The organism is uncultured Bradyrhizobium sp. (assembly GCF_936943645.1).
GTDB lineage: Bacteria > Pseudomonadota > Alphaproteobacteria > Rhizobiales > Xanthobacteraceae > Bradyrhizobium.
The window spans coordinates 16,703-38,357 of record NZ_CAKZJO010000110.1; the positions used below are offsets into that span (position 1 = coordinate 16,703).

20 protein-coding genes are annotated in these 21,655 nt (G+C 65.6%); 9 read left to right on the forward strand and 11 right to left on the reverse strand.

What is annotated here, in order from left to right; all coding sequences use genetic code 11:
• The first annotated feature begins 20 nt into the window (after positions 1–20).
• Positions 21–290, forward strand: coding sequence for a hypothetical protein (locus Q0743_RS33040; RefSeq protein WP_298245599.1), 270 nt, complete (start codon positions 21–23; stop codon positions 288–290).
• A gap of 53 nt (positions 291–343) precedes the next feature.
• Here Q0743_RS33040 and Q0743_RS33045 read toward each other — a convergent pair whose 3' ends face one another.
• The 3 genes from Q0743_RS33045 to Q0743_RS33055 all read right to left on the reverse strand — a co-directional run bounded on the left by Q0743_RS33045 (position 344) and on the right by Q0743_RS33055 (position 2,679).
• Positions 344–700 (reverse strand): hypothetical protein, encoded by a 357-nt coding sequence (locus tag Q0743_RS33045; protein WP_298245600.1) that lies wholly within the window; start codon positions 698–700, stop codon positions 344–346.
• A 251-nt stretch (positions 701–951) separates the two neighbouring features.
• Complete coding sequence (locus Q0743_RS33050; protein WP_298245601.1) at positions 952–1,545, reverse strand: DUF2147 domain-containing protein; 594 nt, start codon at positions 1,543–1,545, stop codon at positions 952–954.
• A 105-nt stretch (positions 1,546–1,650) separates the two neighbouring features.
• Positions 1,651–2,679, reverse strand: coding sequence for an NAD(P)/FAD-dependent oxidoreductase (locus tag Q0743_RS33055; RefSeq protein WP_298245602.1), 1,029 nt, complete (start codon positions 2,677–2,679; stop codon positions 1,651–1,653).
• A 182-nt stretch (positions 2,680–2,861) separates the two neighbouring features.
• On the opposite strand from Q0743_RS33055, the gene Q0743_RS33060 reads away from it, so the two are divergent.
• Entirely contained in the window at positions 2,862–3,332 is a 471-nt protein-coding gene (locus Q0743_RS33060; RefSeq protein WP_298245603.1) for a thioesterase family protein, read from the forward strand.
• A 27-nt stretch (positions 3,333–3,359) separates the two neighbouring features.
• On the opposite strand, the gene Q0743_RS33065 is transcribed toward Q0743_RS33060, so the two are convergent.
• Both Q0743_RS33065 and Q0743_RS33070 read right to left on the reverse strand, forming a co-directional pair.
• Positions 3,360–3,680: a 2Fe-2S iron-sulfur cluster-binding protein gene (locus tag Q0743_RS33065; protein ID WP_063203190.1), complete on the reverse strand. Its 321-nt coding sequence runs from the start codon at positions 3,678–3,680 to the stop codon at positions 3,360–3,362.
• A 164-nt stretch (positions 3,681–3,844) separates the two neighbouring features.
• A complete protein-coding gene (locus Q0743_RS33070) occupies positions 3,845–4,219 on the reverse strand; it encodes an Hpt domain-containing protein (RefSeq protein ID WP_298245604.1) in 375 nt (124 codons plus the stop codon).
• A 399-nt stretch (positions 4,220–4,618) separates the two neighbouring features.
• Here Q0743_RS33070 and Q0743_RS33075 point away from each other — a divergent pair, with 399 nt between their 5' ends.
• Both Q0743_RS33075 and Q0743_RS33080 read left to right on the forward strand, forming a co-directional pair.
• Complete coding sequence (locus tag Q0743_RS33075) at positions 4,619–10,330, forward strand: apolipoprotein A1/A4/E family protein (RefSeq protein ID WP_298245605.1); 5,712 nt, start codon at positions 4,619–4,621, stop codon at positions 10,328–10,330.
• Positions 10,331–10,418: 88 nt separating this feature from the next.
• The gene (locus tag Q0743_RS33080; RefSeq protein WP_298245606.1) at positions 10,419–10,913 is read left to right on the forward strand and encodes a hypothetical protein; all 495 of its coding nucleotides are present in this window, start codon (positions 10,419–10,421) and stop codon (positions 10,911–10,913) included.
• Between the two features lie 166 nt (positions 10,914–11,079).
• On the opposite strand, the gene Q0743_RS33085 is transcribed toward Q0743_RS33080, so the two are convergent.
• The 3 genes from Q0743_RS33085 to Q0743_RS33095 are packed head-to-tail and all read right to left on the reverse strand — an operon-like array spanning position 11,080 to position 13,897.
• Positions 11,080–11,949 carry an MlaD family protein gene (locus tag Q0743_RS33085; RefSeq protein WP_298245607.1) on the reverse strand — a complete coding sequence of 290 codons (870 nt, stop codon included), beginning with the start codon at positions 11,947–11,949 and terminating at the stop codon, positions 11,080–11,082.
• A gap of 29 nt (positions 11,950–11,978) precedes the next feature.
• A complete protein-coding gene (locus tag Q0743_RS33090) occupies positions 11,979–12,761 on the reverse strand; it encodes an ABC transporter ATP-binding protein (protein ID WP_298245608.1) in 783 nt (260 codons plus the stop codon).
• 2 nt (positions 12,762–12,763) lie between these two features.
• Positions 12,764–13,897 (reverse strand): ABC transporter permease, encoded by a 1,134-nt coding sequence (locus Q0743_RS33095; protein ID WP_298245609.1) that lies wholly within the window; start codon positions 13,895–13,897, stop codon positions 12,764–12,766.
• 134 nt (positions 13,898–14,031) lie between these two features.
• Between Q0743_RS33095 and dgcA the strand changes: the two genes are divergently transcribed.
• The gene (gene dgcA / locus Q0743_RS33100) at positions 14,032–15,027 is read left to right on the forward strand and encodes an N-acetyl-D-Glu racemase DgcA (protein ID WP_298245610.1); all 996 of its coding nucleotides are present in this window, start codon (positions 14,032–14,034) and stop codon (positions 15,025–15,027) included.
• On the opposite strand, the gene Q0743_RS33105 is transcribed toward dgcA, so the two are convergent.
• Positions 14,997–16,193, reverse strand: a complete 1,197-nt coding sequence (locus tag Q0743_RS33105) for a major facilitator superfamily domain-containing protein 6 (RefSeq protein ID WP_298245611.1) — start codon at positions 16,191–16,193, stop codon at positions 14,997–14,999. The genes dgcA and Q0743_RS33105 overlap by 31 nt on opposite strands.
• A gap of 75 nt (positions 16,194–16,268) precedes the next feature.
• On the opposite strand from Q0743_RS33105, the gene Q0743_RS33110 reads away from it, so the two are divergent.
• Both Q0743_RS33110 and Q0743_RS33115 read left to right on the forward strand, forming a co-directional pair.
• Positions 16,269–17,741: a hypothetical protein gene (locus Q0743_RS33110; RefSeq protein WP_298245612.1), complete on the forward strand. Its 1,473-nt coding sequence runs from the start codon at positions 16,269–16,271 to the stop codon at positions 17,739–17,741.
• Positions 17,742–17,749: 8 nt separating this feature from the next.
• A complete protein-coding gene (locus tag Q0743_RS33115) occupies positions 17,750–18,103 on the forward strand; it encodes an ADP-ribosylation/crystallin J1 (RefSeq protein WP_298245613.1) in 354 nt (117 codons plus the stop codon).
• A 4-nt stretch (positions 18,104–18,107) separates the two neighbouring features.
• Here the strand turns inward: Q0743_RS33115 and Q0743_RS33120 are convergent, their stop codons facing one another.
• Positions 18,108–18,467 (reverse strand): hypothetical protein, encoded by a 360-nt coding sequence (locus Q0743_RS33120; protein WP_298245614.1) that lies wholly within the window; start codon positions 18,465–18,467, stop codon positions 18,108–18,110.
• A gap of 149 nt (positions 18,468–18,616) precedes the next feature.
• On the opposite strand from Q0743_RS33120, the gene Q0743_RS33125 reads away from it, so the two are divergent.
• The gene (locus Q0743_RS33125) at positions 18,617–19,009 is read left to right on the forward strand and encodes a VOC family protein (protein ID WP_298245615.1); all 393 of its coding nucleotides are present in this window, start codon (positions 18,617–18,619) and stop codon (positions 19,007–19,009) included.
• A 40-nt stretch (positions 19,010–19,049) separates the two neighbouring features.
• On the opposite strand, the gene Q0743_RS33130 is transcribed toward Q0743_RS33125, so the two are convergent.
• Complete coding sequence (locus tag Q0743_RS33130) at positions 19,050–19,493, reverse strand: RbsD/FucU domain-containing protein (protein WP_298245616.1); 444 nt, start codon at positions 19,491–19,493, stop codon at positions 19,050–19,052.
• Between the two features lie 163 nt (positions 19,494–19,656).
• On the opposite strand from Q0743_RS33130, the gene Q0743_RS33135 reads away from it, so the two are divergent.
• Complete coding sequence (locus Q0743_RS33135; RefSeq protein ID WP_298245617.1) at positions 19,657–21,456, forward strand: caspase family protein; 1,800 nt, start codon at positions 19,657–19,659, stop codon at positions 21,454–21,456.
• Positions 21,457–21,655 lie beyond the last annotated feature (199 nt).

A 21,655-nucleotide genomic window follows, 5' to 3' on the forward strand; every position in this document is an offset into this window, starting at 1 on the left:
TCTTCAACGGAGATTTTCCAATGCGTGTTCTCACATTGATTGCCGTCACCGGCGCCGTGATCGCAAGCTCCACCGGTGCCTTCGCGGGCGAGCTTCCCTCTTACGAAGTGAAGTCCATGCCGATCTCGGCGATGCAGGTGCAGGTGCTCGGCGGCGCCGGCGTCGAGGAGCAGTCGGCTGCGCCCGCGATGACCGTCGCCGGCATGCCCGCCTCGCCCGCACAGGTTTCAGTGTTGTCCCCGCGCGTAAAACGGCTTGCCAGCGCGGGTTCGGGAAGCGAGGCGCGCTGAGCCTATCGCATCGCTTGCGGCGCCTGCATCCGATGCGGGCGCCGTCAGCGTTTTCAGGTCATGCTGCCCGGCATAAAGCAGCGCACGCGCGGATGGCCATCGATATAGTGTTTCCACACCATGGTGCGACCGATCTTGTTCGGCACAGTGATCACGGCGCCGTCGGGCACCACCACCCATTCGTCGTCGATGCGCACGCGAAAGCGGCCGTGATCGGATTCCCAATCGACGTCAGCAATGACGTAACCGTCAGCGTCGGTGCAGCACTGACCGAATTCGCTGTGCAGGCTTTCGAACCAGGGTTTTAGCGGCGAGTTGGCATAGCGTCCGTCGTCGCGCGCCTGTGCCGGGATGGCCAGGAGCGCCGTCACGCCCAGCAGCGTCGCCGCGCATAGTCTTGAAGATTTCATCTCGTCGTCCCGCGATCAAAATCATTCGTGCGGGAGACAGACAATGTCGTCCGTTGTCCGGGCCCTGACTCAAGGCACGTCGCCGGCGACTCGTTCCTCCAGCACCCTGGCGATAGCTATGCAAATCCGCTGCCAGCGCGCATTCCGGGGAACTACTGTCGCAGGGCGCAACGGCATGCGCCTTTCGACGAATGCGGCATAGGATCAAAATCCGACGCCGACGGGACGACTCTCAAAAGTGGGAAACGAGGCTACTGCTTCGCCGGGGCCATCATCATGCCGCCGCCCTTCTTCGCCGCTGGAGCCGGCGGCTTGGTGGCCGGTGCCTGCGCGGGCAGATATTTGGCGACGATGGCGGGGTCGACCTGGGCAATGTTGGCGTCCGGCAGGCGCGTCCAGGTCTCGTCCTTGCCGAGCAGCGAGATGCCGAGATAGCCGCGCAGGGTCAGTGTCTGGCCGTCGGGACTGACCTTCATGTTGGCCTTCCAGATCTGGCCGTCGCGCGGATTGAGCACGTTGCCGCCTTCGTACTTCAATCCTTCGCGCTTCATGTTGCGGACGAAGGAAATGCCGAGCACCGGCGCGTTCTTGCGATCATCGGTGCACTTGCTGCAGACCTCGTTCGGATCGTCACCGGGTCGCGGAAAGGTCTTTGCGATCACGCCTTCGAAGATGCCGTTATGGTCGATGAAGAGAAACCATCCGACCGTCTTGCCGTCTTCGACCTTCTGCCACAGGCCCGCCGCCGTGGGCTCGGCGGTCTGCGCCGCAGACGGCGTCACCGTCGCGAGCGACAATGCGAACGCAAGGAAGGGGAGCAGCCGAAAGCTGGAAAAAATCCGCATTAGATCACCTTGTTATTCCACGACCGGAATGGCCGCAGACTACGGCGATTTCGCGAACGGTTCCAGCACCAGAAACATGGGGCATCCCCGCCTGAGCCGCTGCCGTCAGTTGACACCGAGCTTCTTTTGCAGGCTGGAGGACGAGGTCGTGTACTGGAACACGAGCCGCTTCTCCGGATAGACATAGCGATGGGCTTTTTGCGACATCAGCGCGCCCTCGTGGAAGCCGCACAGGATCAGCTTGATCTTGCCGGGATAGGTGTTGATGTCGCCGATCGCGAAGATGCCGGGAACATTGGTCTCGAATGCACTCGTCTCGACCGGCACCAGATTGTTCTCGAGCGCAATGCCCCAGTTCGCGACGGGACCGAGCTTCATGGTCAATCCGAAGAACGGCAGCATGGTATCGCAGGCGATCTCCGAGATGGCGTTGTCGTTGCCCTTGACGGTTGCGCCGGAGAGCTTGCCCTCGGCACCGGACAGCGCGGTGACCTGGCCGAGCCGGAGATCCATCTTGCCGCCGGCAACCAGCGCGCGCATCTGCTCGACGCTGTGGGGCGCGGCGCGAAACTCGTCGCGACGGTGCAGTAGCGTGATGCGCTTCGCGATCGGATGCAGATTGAGCGTCCAGTCGAGCGCGGAATCGCCGCCGCCGACGATCAGCACGTTCTTGTCGCGGAACGTCTCCATCTTGCGCACGGCGTAGTGCACCGACGTGCCCTCATAGGCCTCGATGCCCGGCACAGGTGGACGCTTGGGCTGAAACGAGCCGCCGCCGGCTGCGATCACCAGCACCTTGCATTCGAACACCTTGCCCGCGTCCGTGGTGCAGCGAAATGCGGGATCGCCGATCTTCTCCACGGTCTCGACCATCTCGCCGAGATGGAAGGTCGGGTGAAACGGCTTGATCTGCTCCATCAGCGCGTCGGTGAGGCCCTGCCCCGAAACCTGGGGAATGCCGGGAATGTCGTAGATCGGCTTTTCCGGATAGAGCTCGGCGCACTGGCCGCCGACCTTGTCGAGGATGTCGACGAAATGCGTCTTCATGTCGAGAAGGCCAAGCTCGAAGGCGGCGAACAGACCGCAAGGGCCGGCGCCAATAATCAGCACATCGGTTTTGATCACGTCGCTCATGTCGTCTCTTTATCGATCGTTATCGGTTGGACGGCGCCCGGCGGGCAGAGGTGACCCTGCCTGTCTAGCCAACGGGGATGGATCAGGGAAGGCATAAAAGCGGGAGCGCCCCGCAGCCGCGCCCACTTGCCGGGTCAGGATAACTGGGTTGTAACGAGGATGGATATGACGGAGATCAATCGGTGAACGCACCAAGCCGCCTCGACACGACGCCGCGTCTGGAGGACTTCCCCTTTCGCCTCAGCGACAATGTCCGCTTTGGCGATCTCGACCCTAACCAGCACGTCAACAACGCGGTCTACGCCACCTATTTCGAGACCGGGCGCGTCACGCTGATGAAGCTGCCGCAGTACGGCCTGACCCCGCCGGGCCTCGCCTGGATCATGGTCCGGCTCGACATGCATTTCCGTGCCGAACTGCACTGGCCGAACACGATCGAGCTCGGCCTCGGCGTGGTGAAGCGGGGACGGACGTCCGTCACCTTCGAGCAAGTCGTGTTCTCGGAAGGAAAATGCATCGCGTCGGCGATTTCGGTCGGCGTCCTGCTCGACGAAGCGACGCGCCGGCCGGCCCCGCTGACCCCCGAGGTGATCGAGAAATTCAGACCCTGGCACAAGCGCGGCATCGAGGTCGCGCCGCCCGGTGCATCGTAAATTTCGGGACGACGCAGGCTTGAAGGATCAGGCCTGACGTTCCGGCGTCGTCACGACGAGACCGTCGAGTTCGTCGGAGACCTTGATCTGGCAGGACAGGCGCGAATTGGGGCGCACATCGAAGCCGAAATCGAGCATGTCCTCTTCCATCGGCGTCGGGCTGCCGACCTTCTCGCGCCAGGCTTCGTCGACATAGACATGGCAGGTCGCGCAGGCGCAGGCGCCGCCGCATTCGGCCTCGACGCCGGGAATGCTGTTGCGGATCGCGGCTTCCATCACGGTTGCGCCGTTCTCGATTTCCACCGTGCGGGTTTCGCCCTTGTGGTCGACAAAGTGAATCTTGGCCATGTGTGCTCGTGCTGCCGCGGTGCTGGGAATGAAGGAGGGTCCGGGCTGTCCTATAACGGGTCGATCAGCCCGGCGCCATAGGGTTCTGCTGCGAAGTGAATCCCGCTTTGCGGCAAGAAAATGCGTCAAAACAAGAGACTAGAATCCGGCTCGGCCGCTTGGCCTCAGGGCTTCAGGATCGCCTCGATGGCGGCGCGGGCCTCGGTCACCGCCTCCTTCAGCGCGGCGAGGGCGTGGCGCTGGTTCTGTCCGGCCTGGATCGCGGTCTCCAGGCTCTCGGCGGCATCGGCCACCGCAAAGGCGCCGACCCCGCGGGCCGAGCCCTTGAGCTTGTGGGCCAGTGCGCCGGCCTCGGCCGGCAGGGCCGCCATCGCCGCCATCAGGCGGACTGCCTGCTCGGCGAACATGGCCAGCACTTCCTGTTCCAGATCCGCATCGCCAAGCGTCATCCGGGAGAGGTGGTCGAGGTCGAGCGGGTTGTCGATGGGTGCAAGCGGGGGCGAGGGCATCCAGTCCATCCGTTGCAGTTCAGGCGTCATGGCGAAAGGCCCCCGGCATCGCGCGACGGTTCCGCCGGTTCGGCGGTGAATCCGCCCCACCCAAGCATGGAAATGGTTAACGAAATGTTTGGGGTTCTGGACGCAGTTCCGCCCGCTTATTGACGAAAAGTTGCCGCAATCCGGCGAGTTCGGTGGAGAATTGCATTTATTGCTAAGGCGTTACGCCGCGATCCTGTTAACGATGATTAAGAATGTCTTAATCGCGGGCATTTCATTCGCATCGCTCTGCCAATAGGATGTTGCAGAAATTGGCGGACAAGCCGTCCGGGTGGGGACGGCTCGGAGATCCGCGCAAGCGGCATAATCCGGTCTGTGGTCTTGCGCAGCGCGCAGGGCTCGCGGGGGGACGCGTACAAGTAACGAGGGCTCGGACTGAACATGGCGAACACTCCGAAAAAGGTCAAAGACCCCACAGAAGTTGCGCTTTCTGCGATCCAGGAAGCCCTGAACATCAGCGACACGGCTGCGGACACCAGCCGCAACGCCGCCATGCGCAACGAGACCGCGCCCCCGGTGGCGCCGCCGGCTCCCCCCGCCTTCGACGAGCCCAGCTTCGAGCCGCGCCCCGCCGCCAACGAGCGGGCCAATGTATTCGACCCGATCGAGGAGCCGCGCAGCCAGCGCCGCGCCGCCAATGACGACCGCGAGACCATCGGCCAGTTGCTCCAGGCGCTTCAGAAGGGCCGCCCTGCCCGCAGCGTCTACACCTTCGCCACCATCTTCGCCGGCGTCTGGCTCGCCGCCTGCGCCGCGCTGACCGTCGGCTTCCTGCCCTCGATCCAGGCCGCAATGGGCCAGAGCGGCGGCGTGCTCGTTATCGCCGGCCTGATCGCGATGTTCTTCGCGCCGATCATGCTGTTCTACTTCCTGGCGAGCCTCGTCTGGCGCGGCCAGGAAATGCGCATGATCGCGCAGGCGATGGCGCAGGTCGCGATCCGCTTCTCCGAGCCCGAGGGCTCGGCTTCCGATTCCATGGTCACCGTCGGCCAGGCCATCCGCCGCGAGGTCGCGGCGATGGGCGACGGCATCGAGCGTGCGATCGCGCGCGCCGGCGAGCTCGAGACGCTGGTCGCCAACGAGGTCGCCGCACTCGAACGCGCCTATAGCGACAACGAAGTGCGCATCCGCGCCCTGCTCCAGGACATCGCGCATCAGCGCGACAATCTGGTCGGCCAGGCCGAGCAGGTCCGCAGTGCCATCTCCGGCGTGCAGATCGACCTGCGCCACGACATCGCGCTGATCTCGGATGCGATCGCCTCGCGCGTCGACGAGGTCGCCAAGTCCATCACCGGTGCGCTCGAAGAGCGCGGCGCCCACATCACCAGCGCGTTGAGCAATGCCGGCGACAACATGATTCTGGCGCTCGGCGAGCGCGGCGGCGATCTGCTCGACCGCCTCGAGGAGGCCAGCAACGAGACCACGCGCGCCGTGCTCGACGCCAGCGAGCGGCTGACCACCAGCCTCAACTTCAAGACCGGCCACGTCCACGACGAGTTCGTCGACCTCGCCGACCGCGTCCACGAGATGCTGAACGAGCGCATCGATCGCATCACCGGCGAGTTCGAGCAGCGCTCCGCCGCGATCGTCGACGGCATCTCCGAGCGCACCGAGCAGGTGCACGACAGCCTGAAGAACTCCTCGGACTCGCTGCTGCTCGAGCTCGAGCTGCGCTCCAACGACATCTCGGCCAAGATCGACGACGCCGGCAACCGCCTCGCCGGCCAGATCATGACGAGCGGCGACAAGGCCAGCGAAGCGCTCGACGCCACCGTCAACACCCTCGTCGCCAAGGTCGTGAGCCAGACCGAGACCGCGCACGACTCGCTGTCGCTGCAGATGAGCGCGTTCGACGAGCTGGTCAGGAACCAGGGCACCGAGCTGGTCGAGAAGTTCGCCCGCGACTCCGGTACGCTTGGCGCCCTGATCACGCGCCACATCTCCGAGTTCGACCGCACCGTGAAGACCTTCGGCGGCGAGATCGTCGAGCGCATGGGCCAGCGCACGCAGGACATCCATGAGTCGCTGAAGACCTATGTCGAGAATTTCGACACCCGCTTCAGCTCCAACGGCGGCGAGATCACCGCGATCCTCGACCAGCGCCTGCTCCAGTTCGAGACCACGATCGGCGAACGCGTCACCAATTTCGACGCCTCGCTGAACGGCAAGATCGCCGGCCTCGACGGCACGATCGAAGGCCACATCAAGACCTTCGACGAGCAGCTCGTCGGCCGCGTCGCCGCGCTCGAACAGTCGTTCGACACCCGCGCGAAGTCCATGACCGAGACCATCGACGGGCGCATCGACACGCTTGCGACGTCGCTGACGGACGGCGCGGCGCAGGCGATCCAGTCGATCGATTCCCGCCTCACCCACCTCACCACCTCGCTGACCGGCGGTGCGTCGCAGGCCATCGAGACCATCGACGCGCGCCTCAACCACCTGACCAGCACGCTGACCGACGGCGCCTCGCAGACCATCCAGTCGATCGATACGCGCCTGACGCATCTCACCACGACGCTGACGGGCAATGCGACGCAGGCGCTCGAGTCCATCGACTCCCGCCTCACCTACCTGACCACCGCGGTGACGAACGGCGCCTCGCAGGCCGTGCAGTCGATCGACACCCGCCTGACCCTCTTGACCTCGACGCTCACCGACGGCACCGCGCAGGCGATCGACGCGGTCGACCGCCGCATCACCGGCGTCACCGAGATCATCGACGGCCGCTCGACGCACCTGACCGACACGGTCACGGCACGCTTCCAGGAGATCCATCAGGCCATCGAGACCAAGGTCGGCTCGGTCGCCAGCGACATCGACGTCCGCGTGGCACAGTTCGAGGACCTGCTCGGCTCGCGCGTCGAGGCCGTCGCCGGCCGCATCGAAAGCAGCGGCCGCCAGGCCAGCGAGGACATGATGTCCCGCGCCGAGATGATCTCGACCGCGATCCGTTCGCATGTCGAGGACGCCGAGCGCTCGCTCACCAACCTCGTCGTCAACACCAGCGAAACGATCCAGACCGGTGCACGCACCGCCCAGCAGTCGCTGATGACGGTCTCCTCCGACGTCAACGCCCAGCTCAAGATGACCTCCGCCGAGGTCGAGCGCGCGCTGACCGCGGTCGGCACCGGCTCTGCGAACTCGATCCTGAGCAGCGCCCGCGAGGCACAGTCGACGCTGGTCGCAGCGTCAGGCGACGCCTCCAACCAGATCAAGGGGCTTGCGGCCGACGTCGAGCGCACGCTGTCGGCGGCAGGCTCGGCCACCGCGGCCTCGATCCTGGCCGGCGCCCGCGAGGTGCAGACCACGCTCGTCACCGCGTCCTCGGATGCGGCCAACCACGTCAAGACCCTGACCGCCGACGTGCAGCGCTCGCTGTCGCTGGCCGGCACGACCACTGCGGAATCGATCACCGCCGGCGCCCGCGACGCGCAGAGCGCGTTGATCGCGGCCTCGACCGAGACCGCCAACCAGATCAAGGCGCTGTCCTCGGACGTGCAGCGCTCGCTGACGATGGCCGGCACCTCGACCGCCGAGACCATCATGACCGGCGCCCGCGAAGCCCAGAGCACGCTGGTGACGGCGTCCTCGGACGCGGCGAGCCAGGTCAAGTCGCTCGCGGCCGAAGTGCATCGTTCGCTCTCGCAGGTCGGCCAGTCGACCGCCGAGACGATCACCACCAGCGCTCGCGACGCCCAGAGCACCCTGCTCTCCGTCTCGGCCGAGCAGACCAGCCAGGTCCGTTCGCTCGCGGCCGAGATGCAGCGCGCGCTGGCAACCGCCGGCGGCGCCACCATCGAGGCGCTCACCAGCGGCGTGCGCGAGGCCCAGGGCTCGCTGATCTCCGCCTCGACCGACGCGGCCAGCCAGATCAAGTCGCTGACCACGGACATCGAGCGCACGCTGACCGCGGTCGGCGCCGACACCGCCTCGACCATCCTCAACAGCGCGCGTGAGGCCCAGACTTCGCTGACCTCGACCTCGGCGGATGCCGCGAGCCAGATCCGCACGATCTCGACCGAGATCGAGCGCACGCTGAGCGCGGCCACCGCGAACGCGACCAACGACATCCAGACCAGCGCGCTCAACGCCCAGAACGCGCTGATCACCGCCTCCAACGAGGCCAGCTCGCGGGTCAAGTCGAGCTCGTCCGACGTCGAGCGCTCGGTGCTCGCCGCCAGCTCGAGCTTCGGCCAGGCCATGACCGGCAAGACCGACGAGATCGTCACCTATGTGCAGCAGCAGGCCGACCGCCTGTCGAACATGATCGACGCCAAGCGCGGCGCCCTGGTCGACGCGATCGGCTCGAAGACCAGCCAGCTCACGCTCGACATCGACCGCGTCACCTCGGACGCGCTGAAGTCGATCGAGACGCGCGGCCAGGCCTTCTCGCAGACCATGATGGGCAACGGCTCGGAAGTCGCGCGCACCATCAACGCGGCGAGCGAGATCGCCACCGGCGCGGTCGGCAAGTCGCTCAAGGACCTCGAGCAGGCCTCGCGTTCGGCGATCGACCAGTCGCGCCAGGTCTCGATCGCGGCCGTCACCGAGATGCAGGAGACCAGCAAGATCCTACGCACCGACACGGTCGCCCTGTTCGAGCGCCTGCGCGAAGGCAACATCCTCCTCCAGGAGGTGCTGACCGGTGCGCACGACAACCTCAACTCGCTCGAGCGGGCGCTGGTGACGCGTGTCGCCGACTTCGTCTCGGCGATGAACGACGTCACCTCGCGCAACGGCGCGGCGACGCAGAACCTGGAAGACCAGCTCAACGTCTTCAACAGCAAGACCACCAAGGCGCTGCAGGATCTCGGCGAGCTGTCCACCCAGTTCGACAAGCACGGCCAGGCGCTGGTCGAGGCCGCGCAGGTCGTCGAACAGAGCAACAAGAACACCACCGCCTCGCTCGCCGAGCGCAAGCAGGCGCTGGAATCGCTGGTCACCACCATCGACCTGCGTACCGCCGATCTCGACCAGCGGCTGTCGCGCTTCACCGGACTGCTCGATGAATCGCTGGCCGCCGCCGAAGAGCGTGCCCGCGACATCGCCCGCGTCGTCGCCGAGACCGCCGGCGCAGGCTCGGCCGCGATCACGCGCCAGTTCGAGGCGGTGCGCGCGGCCTCCGAGGAGGAGCACCGCCAGACCATCGAGGCGATGCACGACATCTACCGCCAGACCACCGACGAGGCGGATACGATGTTCAAGCAGTCGACCGAGAAGTTCACCAACCTCGTCTCCAGCATGAAGCAGATGGCCTTCGAGATGCACAACGAGCTCGAAGCCACCCGCAACGAGCTGCGCCGCGGTGTGCTCGAGATGCCGCAGGAGGCCGCCGAGAGCACGGCGCAGATGCGCAAGGTGATCGTCGACCAGATCGAGGCCCTCGCCGAGCTCAACCGCATCGTGGCCCAGCATGGCCGCGGCCTCGACGTCACCACGGCGGGCCGCGCGTCCGTCGCGGTGCACCGCCAGGAAGAGCCGGTGATGGCTGTTGCGGGCGCTCGCGCCGCCGAGACCCGCATGCGCGACACCGGCAGCGCCTCGACGCTGCCGCCGCCGGACCTCGGCATGCCCGCGCCCTCGCGCCGCACCGAAGCGCCGCCGGTCGCGCCTGTCGGCAACGACCAGGGCCGTGACGGCTGGCTGTCGGATCTGCTCAACCGCACGGATGCCAACCAGGGCGCCCCGGCCGGTCAGGCTCCCCGTGGCCGCGCCGCCCCCGCGCCGCAGCCGCAGGCCCCGCAGGCCAGCAGCAATCCGCTGGAATCGCTGTCGCTCGACATCGGCCGGCTGATGGACCGCAACCTCGCAGCCGAGATGTGGGACCGCTACCAGCGCGGCGAGAACAAGGCCTTCACCAAGCGCCTCTACACGCCCGCCGGCCAGAAGGCCTTCGACGAGGTCGCCCGCAAGTACCGCGCCGACCGCAACTTCAAGGGCACGGTGGACCGCTATGTCGCCGAGTTCGAGCGCCTGCTCGACGAAGTCGCCCGCGACGGCCGCGGCCCGCAGGAGCTGCGCGGCCACCTGACCTCCGAGACGGGGCTGGTGTACACGCTGCTGGCGCATGCGGCGGGACGGCTGGGGTAAGCGGCGGATAGCAACGAGAAACGGATCAAAACGGAGGCCTCATGGCCTCCGTTTTTGTTTAGAGCAACACGTTTAGCAGATATTGACGATGGTCTTCATTCTCTCGGACGACGGCCGCGACGAGAAATTCCCTGCCGTTAAACTCGCGTTCGAGCGCTACGAAGCTTATCTTTCGAAAAACAAGCTGGCCTTTCCGCCGCGGGCTTACGAGCTCGCAACGTCCGACTGGTTCTACAACCCGCGAGACCACCGCTGCCCACACGATGCTTGGCTCGAGTCGCTGCAAATATTGGAGAAACCAAACGCCAAGCCCCGCCAGCGATCCTGCTCAATCGCGCTTCGTTTGCTAGGCGCATTCCATGATGGGTACATCGAAATTACGTACCCGACGGTGTACGCTTACTCGCTCCAGGAGCTTTCGCCAGATCCGCCATCGCACGGTGATTGGCGCTACGACGAGTTTCGTATCTCGGATCGTGGTCACTTGATTCACGAGATTGAGTGGACTTACGGCGCCCAGTGCAAAGCATTTCTATGGGTCATTGAAGCCGACGATATCGATTTCCGCTGGATACCAAAGTAGCGATCGTAGCGGGACAGTCCCCGGAGCGGGACACGCTCTCTCTGCACCGTCAATGCGAGGAGCCCTTGCGACGAAGCAATCCAGACTGCGTCCGCGGAGACAGTCTGGATTGCTTCGCTACGCTCGCAATGACGGGTTGAGAGAGACGCGAACTTAGTCGCGCTGCCTACCGCCTCGGCGCCGCCGCCGGCTTCGGCGGCTCGGGCGGTGGCGGTGGCGGCGTGCTGCTGTTGCTGGCGCCGAACAGCACGCGGGTCGGATTGCGGTCGAAATTGTTCACGGCGCGGCTGATGTCGCCGAGCGTGCGGCGGCCGTCGGCCATCAGCGCACCGGAGCGCTTGTCGAAATCGTCGGCGAGCTCGCGGATCGACTTGACCGCCTGGAACAGCTCGCCGCCGTCCTTGCCGCCGGCGAGCGTGTTGAGGCCGAGCATGAGATTGTCGGCCTTGAGCACGACGCCGTCGACCTTGGCCATCACGCCGTCGATCTTCTCGGAATTGCGCGCGAGCGAGTTGGTGAAGGTCTCCAGGTTCTTCAGCGAGTTCTTCACCGATTCCTGGTTGTCGGCCACGATCTTGTTGATGTTTTGCAGCGTGCCGCGGATCGCCTCGGTGACGTCCTGCAGCTTGTTGGGGTCGGCGGTCAGCGTCGGGATGCCGTCCTGGTCGAGCGGTGGCGATGGCGCGGCTTCGTCGGCGCCCTTGAGCGAGATCGCCGCGACGCCGGTGAGGCCCTGGAATTCGAGGCCGACCAGCGTGTCCTTGCGGATCGGGGCGTTGTTCTCGATCATCGCGAGTGCGACAACCCGCCGCGGGTTGTCGAGCTTCACCGAGACGACTTCACCCACCCGGATACCGTTGAAGTTGACGCTGCCGCCATTGCGCAGGCCCGCCGCCGGGCCCTCGAACACGACGCGCAGCGGGCTGCGCTGCTTGGTGGTGTGCAGCGACTGGAACCACAGCACGAAGCCGATCGCCGCCGCGATCACCGCCAGCGTGAACGATCCGATCAAAACGTAGTTCGCCCGCGTTTCCATCAGGTGCTCCGGCTACTCATCCCAGCTACTCAAGTCATGACCGCGCGGGCGCGCTTGCCATGGAAATACTGCCTCAGCCAGGGATGCTGCGAGGCCTGCATGTCGGCGATCGACCCTGCCGCAATGATCTTACCGTTCCCTAAAACGGCGATGCGGTCACATGCTGTGTAAAGGCTGTCGAGGTCGTGGGTTACCATGAAAACCGTCAGCCCCAAAGTGCGCTGAAGCGTCCTGACCAGGTCGTCGAAGTCGCCGGCGCCGATCGGATCGAGGCCCGAGGTCGGCTCGTCCAGGAACACGAGATCCGGATCGAGCGAGAGCGCGCGGGCGAGCGCGACGCGCTTGATCATGCCGCCCGAGAGCTCGGAGGGAAAGCGTTCGGCGACTTCAGGCTTGAGGCCGACCATGGTGAGCTTGGCCATGGTGATCTCGTCCATCAGCCGCTGCGACACGCGAAGATATTCGCGCATCGGAAACTGGATGTTCTGCCTGACGGTCAGCGAGGAGAACAGCGCGCCCTGCTGAAACAAGACGCCCCAGCGCCGCTCGACATTGCGGCGCTGCGAGGTGTTGGAGGCATCGAGGTCGACGCCGAACACCTCGATGGAGCCTGCAATCTTCGGCACGAGGCCGATGATGGTGCGTGTCAGCACCGATTTGCCCGCGCCGGAGGGGCCGACGAAGCCCAGGATCTCGCCGCGCTTGACGTCAAGGTTGAGGCCGTCGAGCACCCGTGTCGCGCCGAACTGCACCGTGATGTCGCGGACGCGGATGATGGGATCTGAGGTTTCGCGTTGAGCTTCTCCTGCCATCGTCACATCCCGATCGAGGCGAAGAAGATGGCGAACACGCCGTCCATCACGATGACGAAGAAGATACCCTTCACCACGGATGCCGTGGTGTGCTGTCCCAGCGATTCCGCGCTGCCCTGCACGGCCAAGCCTTCGACGCAGGCGACGATGCCGATCACGGCGGCCATGACCGGGGCTTTCACGATGCCGACGATGAAATGGTCGATCGAGATGGCATCGCGCAAGCGCAGCAGGAAGGCCTCGGGCTCGACCCCGCCATAGAGCCAGGCGACAAGCCCGCCGCCATAGAGCGCGGCCATCGCGCCGAGAAAGGCCAAGATCGGCAGCGCCAGCACAAGGGCCATCATGCGCGGCAACACAAGGACCTCGATCGGATCGAACCCCATGGTGCGCAGCGCGTCGATCTCCTCGCGCATCTTCATCGAGCCGAGCTCGGCGGTGTAGGCGCTGCCCGAACGTCCGGCGACCATGATCGCGACCAGCAGCACGCCGATCTCGCGCAGCACCAGCACGCCCAGCATGTCGACCACGAAGATGTCGGCACCGAAGCGGCGGAAATGGAAGATGCCTTGCTGGGCGATGATGCAGCCGATCAGGAAGGTGATCAGCACGATGATCGGCACCGCCCGCCAGCAGACCTGCTCCATGTGATGCACGGTCGAGGTCAGGCGGAACGAGCGCGGATGGATCAGGACGCGAAACCATGCCGCGAGCACGGCGCCGAGCATGTCGACGAGGCCCGCGATCGTCCCGCCGACGCCGGCCACGGCCCGGCCGATCTGCTCCAGCATGCCGGTGATGGTGATCGGGCTGGAGTCGACCACGGCCGTCGCCCGGACCCGCCGGACCTCGTCCACGAGGCTGGAATAATTCGCTGACAGCCCCGCGATCTGGGCCTCGACGGGCCCTTTGGTCAGGCTGCGGCGCAGCCGCTCGATCAGCCAGGCGCCGAACGTATCGAGCTTGGCGACCTCGGAAACGTCGATGAAGATACTTTGGGGCGTGCCTGCGAGCTTCTCGGCGTCGGCAACCATCCGCTCCAGGACCGGCGCGAAGCTCGCGGTCCAGGTCCCGGTGGCGCAGAGTGCCAGCGCGTTGCCTTTGGCAATCCGTTCCAGCTTCGGATCGCTATTCAAGATGTCCGCTCCCATGCCGGGGCGGAGAAAATCAGATGGTTGCGCACGCGCCCTTACCCAGAGAAGGTATCCCCAAGTGGTTAATGTTAGTTGCTAGAGGTAACTAGCAGGTTCAGATTTCGCCAGAGTTCAAAATGACTTCCATGAAATTTGCTGCCCTGGCGGCGCGAATCGAGCGCTTCCCGATCGCAGGCAGCTTTACCATCAGCCGGGGGGCCAAAACCGAGGCCGTGACTGTCGTGGCCGAGGTCAGCCGGGACGGGCTGACCGGCCGCGGCGAGTGCGTGCCCTATCCCCGCTATGGCGAGACGCCCGAGGCCACGCTCGGCGCTATTGAGGCGATGCAGCAGGCCGTCGCGGACGGGCTCACGCGGCAGGCCCTCCAGGCCGCCATGACGCCCGGTGCGGCCCGCAACGCCCTGGATTGCGCCCTGATCGACCTGGAGGCCAAGACGGCGGGACAGCGGGCCTGGAACCTGCTCGGCCGCCCGCTGCCGGGCGAGCGCACCACCGCCTACACGATCTCGTTAGGGACCCCCGAAGCCATGGCGGCGGCGACCGCCAAGGCGGCGCACCGGCCGCTGCTCAAGATCAAGCTCGGCGGCGACGGCGACGGGATGCGGATCGCCGCGGTGCGCAAGGCCGCGCCCGAATCCGAGCTGATCGTCGATGCCAACGAGGCCTGGACCGAGGCCAATCTGGAAGCCAACCTCGCCGCCTGCGACGCTGTCGGCGTCACGCTGGTGGAGCAGCCGCTGCCATCAGGCAAGGACGAGGCGTTGGCAAGAATCAAGCGGCCGGTCGCGGTCTGCGCTGACGAGAGCGTCCACACGCGCAGCTCCCTCGCCGCGTTGCGCGACCGCTATGACGCCGTGAACATCAAGCTCGACAAGACCGGCGGCCTCACCGAGGCGCTGGCCATGGCCGATGCCGCGCAGGCGCTCGGCTTCGAGATCATGATCGGCTGCATGGTCGCGACCTCGCTGTCGATGGCGCCTGCAATGCTGGTGACGCCGCAGGCGCGCTTCGTCGATCTCGACGGCCCCCTGCTGCTCGCGCGCGACCGCGATCACGGCCTGCGCTATGACGACAGCCTGGTCTATCCGCCCGACGCCTCGCTGTGGGGCTGAGGCTTGAGCCGATGCCGCGCCGACCAGATCAGAGCAGCACCGGCGGCGGCCATCGCCGCCATGGCGTAGTACACGCCCTCACCGTAGTGCGCATAGATCGCGCCTGACGCGATCGATGTTGTTGCGCCGAGCAGCCCGTTGCAGGCCGCGTAATAGCCCTGTCCGCGTGCGATCTGATGCGAGGGCACACGCTGCACCAGCAGGTTCATGGTGCCGAGGATGGTCATGCCGAAGCTGAAGCCGTGGCCGAGCTGGGCGATCGCGAGCAGCGCCAGCGGCGGCTCGCTGGCGGTGACGACCCAGCGCACGACGGCGGTCACGCCGCCGATCGCCATCAGCGTGGACGGATGCAGCGAGAAGCGCGGCGACAGCGCGAACACCACGATCTCGGCAATCACGCCCAGCGTCCAGAGGGCCGCGATGGTCAGCCCGCTGAGGCCATGGAGCTGCCAGTTGATGGCCGAGAAGGTGTAGAACGCGATGTGACTGCTCTGGATCAGCGCGGCCGATGCGATCACCGCCCAGAAGCCGGCATCGCGCAGCAGCGCCTTGCCGGCCTGCGTACCCGTTGTCCTTCGTCCATGGTCGTCGAGCGGCCGCAGGCACAGGCTGGCGAGAACCGCAACGACGGCCCAGCCCACGATGACCCAGATCAGGTCGCGCGGCGCGATGCTGTCGACGAGATGGCCGCAGGCGAGCGATCCCGCCGCGAAGGCCGCCGAGCCCCACAGCCGCAGGGGACCGTAGTCCAGCCCGTAACGGGCGACACCGCGCAGCGCGTAGGCGTCGGTCAGCGGCATCGTCGGCGTCCACATCATGCAGGTCAGCGCGTAGATCAGGAACAGCGCCAGCGGCTGCTGCTGCAGACCAAGGACCGAGAATCCGATCGCCGTCGCCAGCACCGACACCATGATGCCACCGCGAATGGCATGTCGCTTTTCGGCAAAGGCCGTGACTTGCGGCAGCGTGGTGAAGCGCGTGATTGCCGGCAGCGCGTTGATGAGGCCGATCCAGGCCGCGTCGATGCCGATCGCCTTCAGCCACACCGGAAAGAACGGCATATGCGTGCCCAGAACCGCGAAGAAGGCCGAGTAGAACAGGGCCAGGTTCACGGCGAATCGCCGTTTCTTTGCTGCCGCGATGGGGATTTGTGATTCGGACTGCATCAAACCAATTGCGATTCGGTCGATATCGTGGTGATCGTTACAATAACGCGCAGTGATTTGCGCGACGAGATCGCCATGGCCAACGAAGCATTCGCCCTTTCGCCCATGTCTGCCCGCGCGGCCGAGCCGAACGAGCAGGATTACGACGCGATCCGCGAAGCCTTCATGGAGACCGCACGCGGCCGCTGGTTCCTCGGCGAATACGCCAAGCGCAACCGCAACGCCGACACGCGCATGGTGCTGGACGCGGTCGCGAAGATCGAAGAAACCCTTGCGGCGCAGCGGCAACCTGTCGTCGAGGATCGCCTCCCCGAGGCGCTGGTCGAGATCCGCCGCGCCATCCGCGAAGCCGAGACGATCGCGCTTGCAGCGTTCGACCCGGGCGCGATCGAGGCGAGCCTCGCGCCAATTCCGCGCGGGGTGCGCATCATCAAGGAGATCTCCTGGCGCTGGCGCGAGATCGGCGCCGACGGACGAATCTGCGACCTCATTGATTCGCAGCTTGCCTCGATCGAGGCCGCCTGCGGGCAGGCCCAGGCCAACGACCCCCGCGTCGAGCTCAGAATTGCCTTCGATCTGCTCAAGGACCGGGTCGAACGGACTGACGGCGGCGCAACGCCGCAGGCAGCGCCCCCGGCTCCGGTGCAGGAGGCGCCCTCATTCGTCGCCGAGGCTGCGCCCGTCGAGACCGCGCCCGCGGCGATGGCGAGTGACGCACCCGCGACTGCAGAAGCACCCGTGGCTTTTACGGAGACGCCGCAGGACGTCGCGGCAGCTGAAGAGCCGGAAGTGGCCGGTGCTGCCGAAGCGTTTACCGCTGCCGAACCGGCATTGGACGTTGCCGCCGCGCCGGAGATCGCGGCCGAAAGCCAGATCGCTGTCGAAAGCAAAGCCGCTGTGCAGGACATGGCGCTCGACGAGGTTGCGCCAGAAGCCGCCGTGCCGGAACAGGCTGCGCTTGAAAGCGTCGCGTTCGAGGAGCCCGCCGCCTCGGTCGCGGAAGGCGCCGCCGCTGTCGCGGAAGCCGCTGACACATTCGCGCTCGACGCCGCCGCGCAGGCCGAGGACGATGCCGTGCTCGAGGCCATTGCGCTGGAGATGGCTGCGCCCGATCCGGAGTTCGACGAGATCATCGCAGCGGCCGAGATGGATGCGGCCATTCCGCAGCCAATGGCCGCGGAGGTCGCAGCGCCGATCGCCGCCGAGCTGCCGGAGCCGGTCGCGCCTCAACCGGTCGCCGCTTCCATGGTGGAAGAACCCACCGCCGAAGCGCCGATCGCAATGGACTCGCTTGCGCGCCTCACCGACGCCATTGCGGAAGCTGCCGCCGAAGTGATGGAGCAGCCGGCCCCGGCGATGGCAGCGACGGCCAATTTCGCCGCAGCGCCGGTCACGCCGCTGCCCACGCCCTCGCCCGTCCCGGAGCCCTCGCTCGGCGCGACCATCCTCGCCAGCGGTATCCTGCAGAAGCCCCGCACGCCGGCCAACGATCCCCTCGCCCCGATCCGCCGCATGACCCAGGCCGAGAAGATCGCGTTCTTTTCGTAAGCGCAACCATGCTCCCGAGCGAAAGCACCCTCACCCTCTGGCGCCCGGTCGGACCGAAGGAGCTTGAGCTGATCCAACAATCCGGCATGCGCACGTTTCCGCCGCGCCTGCCGGACCAGCCAATCTTCTATCCAGTGCTGACCGAAGACTACGCCATCAAGATCGCACGAGACTGGAATGTGCCGGCGAGTGGAGCGGGATTCGTGACACGTTTTGAGGTCAGGAGCGACTTTATCGCGAAGTACGACGTGCAGGAGGCCGGCGGACGCTCACACCTCGAATATTGGATTCCGGCCGAAGAGCTCGACGCCTTCAACGCCGCGATCGTTGGCCTGATCGAGGTCGTTCGCAGCTTCCCCTAGCCCATCATCCGCAATTCCACACCGCGCCGATCGGCGTGCGCGTCCAGCACGGGCCGAAGCTGCCGCCATTGTAGCGACCGCCGTTGAAGCCGGGGCGGCCGAAATAGTGCCACTCGCCGTCCCAGCGGTAGTATTGCGGAACCGGATCGATGTACCAGTGGCGGCGGTCGTTGCGCGCGAGGCGCCGCATCGCGTCCTTTTGCTTGTAGAGCGGGAGGCTGTTGCTCAGCGGCTGACGATAGCCCGGCAGGAAGCCGTAGCCCTTCCAGACCGGCTTGGGACGCTTTTGCGCGGGCTCAGCAGACGCGACAGCGGGCAGCAGCGACAGGATGACAGCAACGAATAGACACAGAGGGCGAGACATGGACCGACCATAGACAGTCAGTTCCCATCGCGCCATTCAAATTCGAGTACGGGACGTTTCGCCGCTTCTGCCGGGCAGGCGCACTCGATAAGCTCGCAACGCGCGGCATGAGCGCGGCGCGAACCGCTTGCAAGTTCCGGAGTGACCTGATGTCTGAGAGCCCGCGCGTCGGCGCCTTCGCGATCGTACCCAGTAACGATCTGCCCGCGGCAATTCCGTTCTGGGAGCGTCTCGGCTTTGCGCGCAGTGGCGGCGATGACGGCTATGTCATCATGACCGGCTGGGGATGCGAGGTGCATCTCACCCAAGCCGGCGACGGCCCATGGCGCGTGCCCGAGCACAACCCCTTCGGCATCTTCATTCGCACGCCGGAGGTCGAAGCCATTGCCGCGCGCGTCGACGATCTCGTTATCCGGCCCGGCGGCGTGCTGCGTCACCGCGAATGGGGCATGTATGAGGTCGGCATCAACGGCCCTGACGGCCTGCTCGTCCGGATCGGCTGGCCCTCGGAGCTGATGCGAGCCTCTGTTGTTGGAGCATGATCTTGTCGGAAAACCGCTGCACACTTTTCCGGATCATGCTCTAGCTGATCACGCCCTTCCTGATCAGGAAGCAGCCGTAGCCCCTGCTGTCGCCGACCTGCACCACGCCAAAGCCAGCGGCGGCCGCGCGATAGAAATCCGGCCGCGACAGCTTGCCGGGACGGACGGCGCTGCCATTGGCGCGTTCGATCTCGGCCAGCACCGCGCGCTGCACGTCGGGCACGCGGTCGGGATCGTCGACCGGCGCCATCACGCGCACCGGGTCGGGATCGAAATCGTCGAGCGGATAGACCGACATGATGGCGCGGACGGCCGTCTGCATCGTCATGCCCGGCAGCTGGATCAGGCGCTGCGACGATGTCGAGCGGGCGATGTGCGTCGCCGGGTGGTTGGCGTCGACGACCACGAGATCGTCGCCGTGGCCCATGGACGCCAGCAGCCAGAGCAGGTCGGGCGTGAGGATCGGATCGATCGATTTCAGCATGTGACGCGGTTCCCTTAGCGATCGCTAACCCTAGCGGGTTCCCAGCGTGATTCAGATCACGCTTGGCTAGCATGGTGAGAGGGATCACGGAGTTCAAGCTCGAACGCGGCGAGGCTTCACGGCAACCAATCTCGCATCGAGATCAGTGCCAAAGGAGCACGCCATGTTCCGCCTAAAGCCTTTGCTGATGACAGCCGGCCTCGTGGGAAGCCTGTTCGGCTTCGCCTGCGGCCCCGTTTCCGCGCAAGTCGCCCCGGTCGAGCCCGCCCCCTCCGCGCTGCAGGGCCCGGAGCAACGGGTTGCGCTGGTGATCGGCAATTCGAACTACCAGAACGCCCCGCAGCTCGCCAATCCCGACAATGACGCGCAGTCGATGGCGCAGTTCCTGAACTCCGCCGGCTTCGAGGTGGTTGCCGCCACCGACCTCACCCAGAACGACATGCTCCGTGTGGTGCAGGATTTCTCCGCCAAGGTTTCGGCCCGCGGCCCGAACACGGTGGCGATGGTCTATTACGCCGGCCACGGCGTGCAGCTCGCCGGTGAGAACTATCTCGTTCCCGTCGATGCGAAGGTCTCCAACCCGACCGAGCTCGTCAGCAATTCGGTGCGGCTCGTCGACGTGATGTCGACGCTGGAGACGATCCCGAGCCGCATGCGCATCGTCATCCTCGATGCCTGCCGCAACAACCCTTTCCCGACCGTCAATGACGCCGGCCGCGGCCTTGCCATCGTCGATGCGCCGAACGGCTCGATCGTCGGTTACTCCACTGCGCCGGGCGCTGAAGCACTCGACGGCACGGGCGGCCACAGCCCCTATACGCAAGCCTTCCTGAATGTCGCACGCGAGCCGAACGTCCCGATCGAGCAGCTGTTCAAGCGCGTGCGCCTGCAGGTGAACCAGACCACCAGCGGCGCGCAGATCCCGTGGGAAAGCTCCTCGCTCACCAGCGATTTCACCTTCTTCGGTGACACCGCTGTCGCCGCCAACCGCGCGCCGGTGAATACGCCGGTGGTGCAGATGGCCTCCAACCTGCCGAGCCGCTCGACCCGTCAGGCCTATGACTACGTCGTGTCCGAGGGACGCCCGGAATATTATCAGGAATTCATCCAGATGTATCCGCACGACCCGCTGTGCGACCACGTCCGCTGGCTGCTGAACAACATCCTGCTGTCGCAGGCCTGGCACAAGGCGGTGCTCGTGAACTCGCCGCTCGGCTACAAGACCTTCTACGACAGCTATGGCAACAGCCCCTATGCGCAGATGGCACTGAAGCTGCAGACGCAGCCGAAGCAGATCCCCCTGATGCAGGCGACCAAGTTCCTGGCGCCGCAGAACATTGCTCCGACCTTCAAGATCGGCAATCTCGGCCAGCCCAAATACATGCCGCTGCAGCAGGGCAATAATGGTGGCCAGATCAACGGCAACCTCCCGGTCGTGCAGAAGCTGGGCGACAGCAACGGCAAGCTCGGCAATGGCGGCCAGATCGTCAACCTGCCCTCCGGTAACAACAACCAGCCGGGCCAGCAGAACGGCACGCCGTCGCAGACCCCGGGCAAGATCGTCACCCTGCCCGCGCCGACCAACACCACCACCAACAATGGCGGCAGCGGCAAGATCGTGACCCTGCCGGCGACCAACAGCAAGCCGGATGGCGGCAACGCCAACGGCAAGCCGGGCAAGATCGTGAGCATGCCGGTGAACGTCGGCAAGGGCGGCACGAATGTCGAGACCAAGCCGGTCAATGTTCAGACGCAGAACAACCCGATCCGCGTCAACAACGGCGTGAAGATCAACAACAACCCGGTGAACAAGCTGCAGGTTCAGAACAACGTCCAGAACAACAACCGCCCGCAGTTCAACACCACCAACCGCATGGTCAACAGCAACAACAACTTCCGCCAGTCGATGAACCAGTCGCAGGGCAATGGCGGCGGCAACAATCATCGCGGCTTCATGCGCTGATTGGACGAGGAAGGTGCGCTCCCTCCCCCGCTTGCGGGGGAGGGTTGGGGAGAGGGTTTCTGCGCAACGGGACGATCCCCAGGAGAAAACAGCCCCCACCCGGCGCTACGCGCCGACCTCCCCCGCAAGCGGGAGAGGTTGCACCGAGCCAGCGGAGAGTTCGTTCCACAAGATCGACAAACATGAAGAAGGGGCAGAG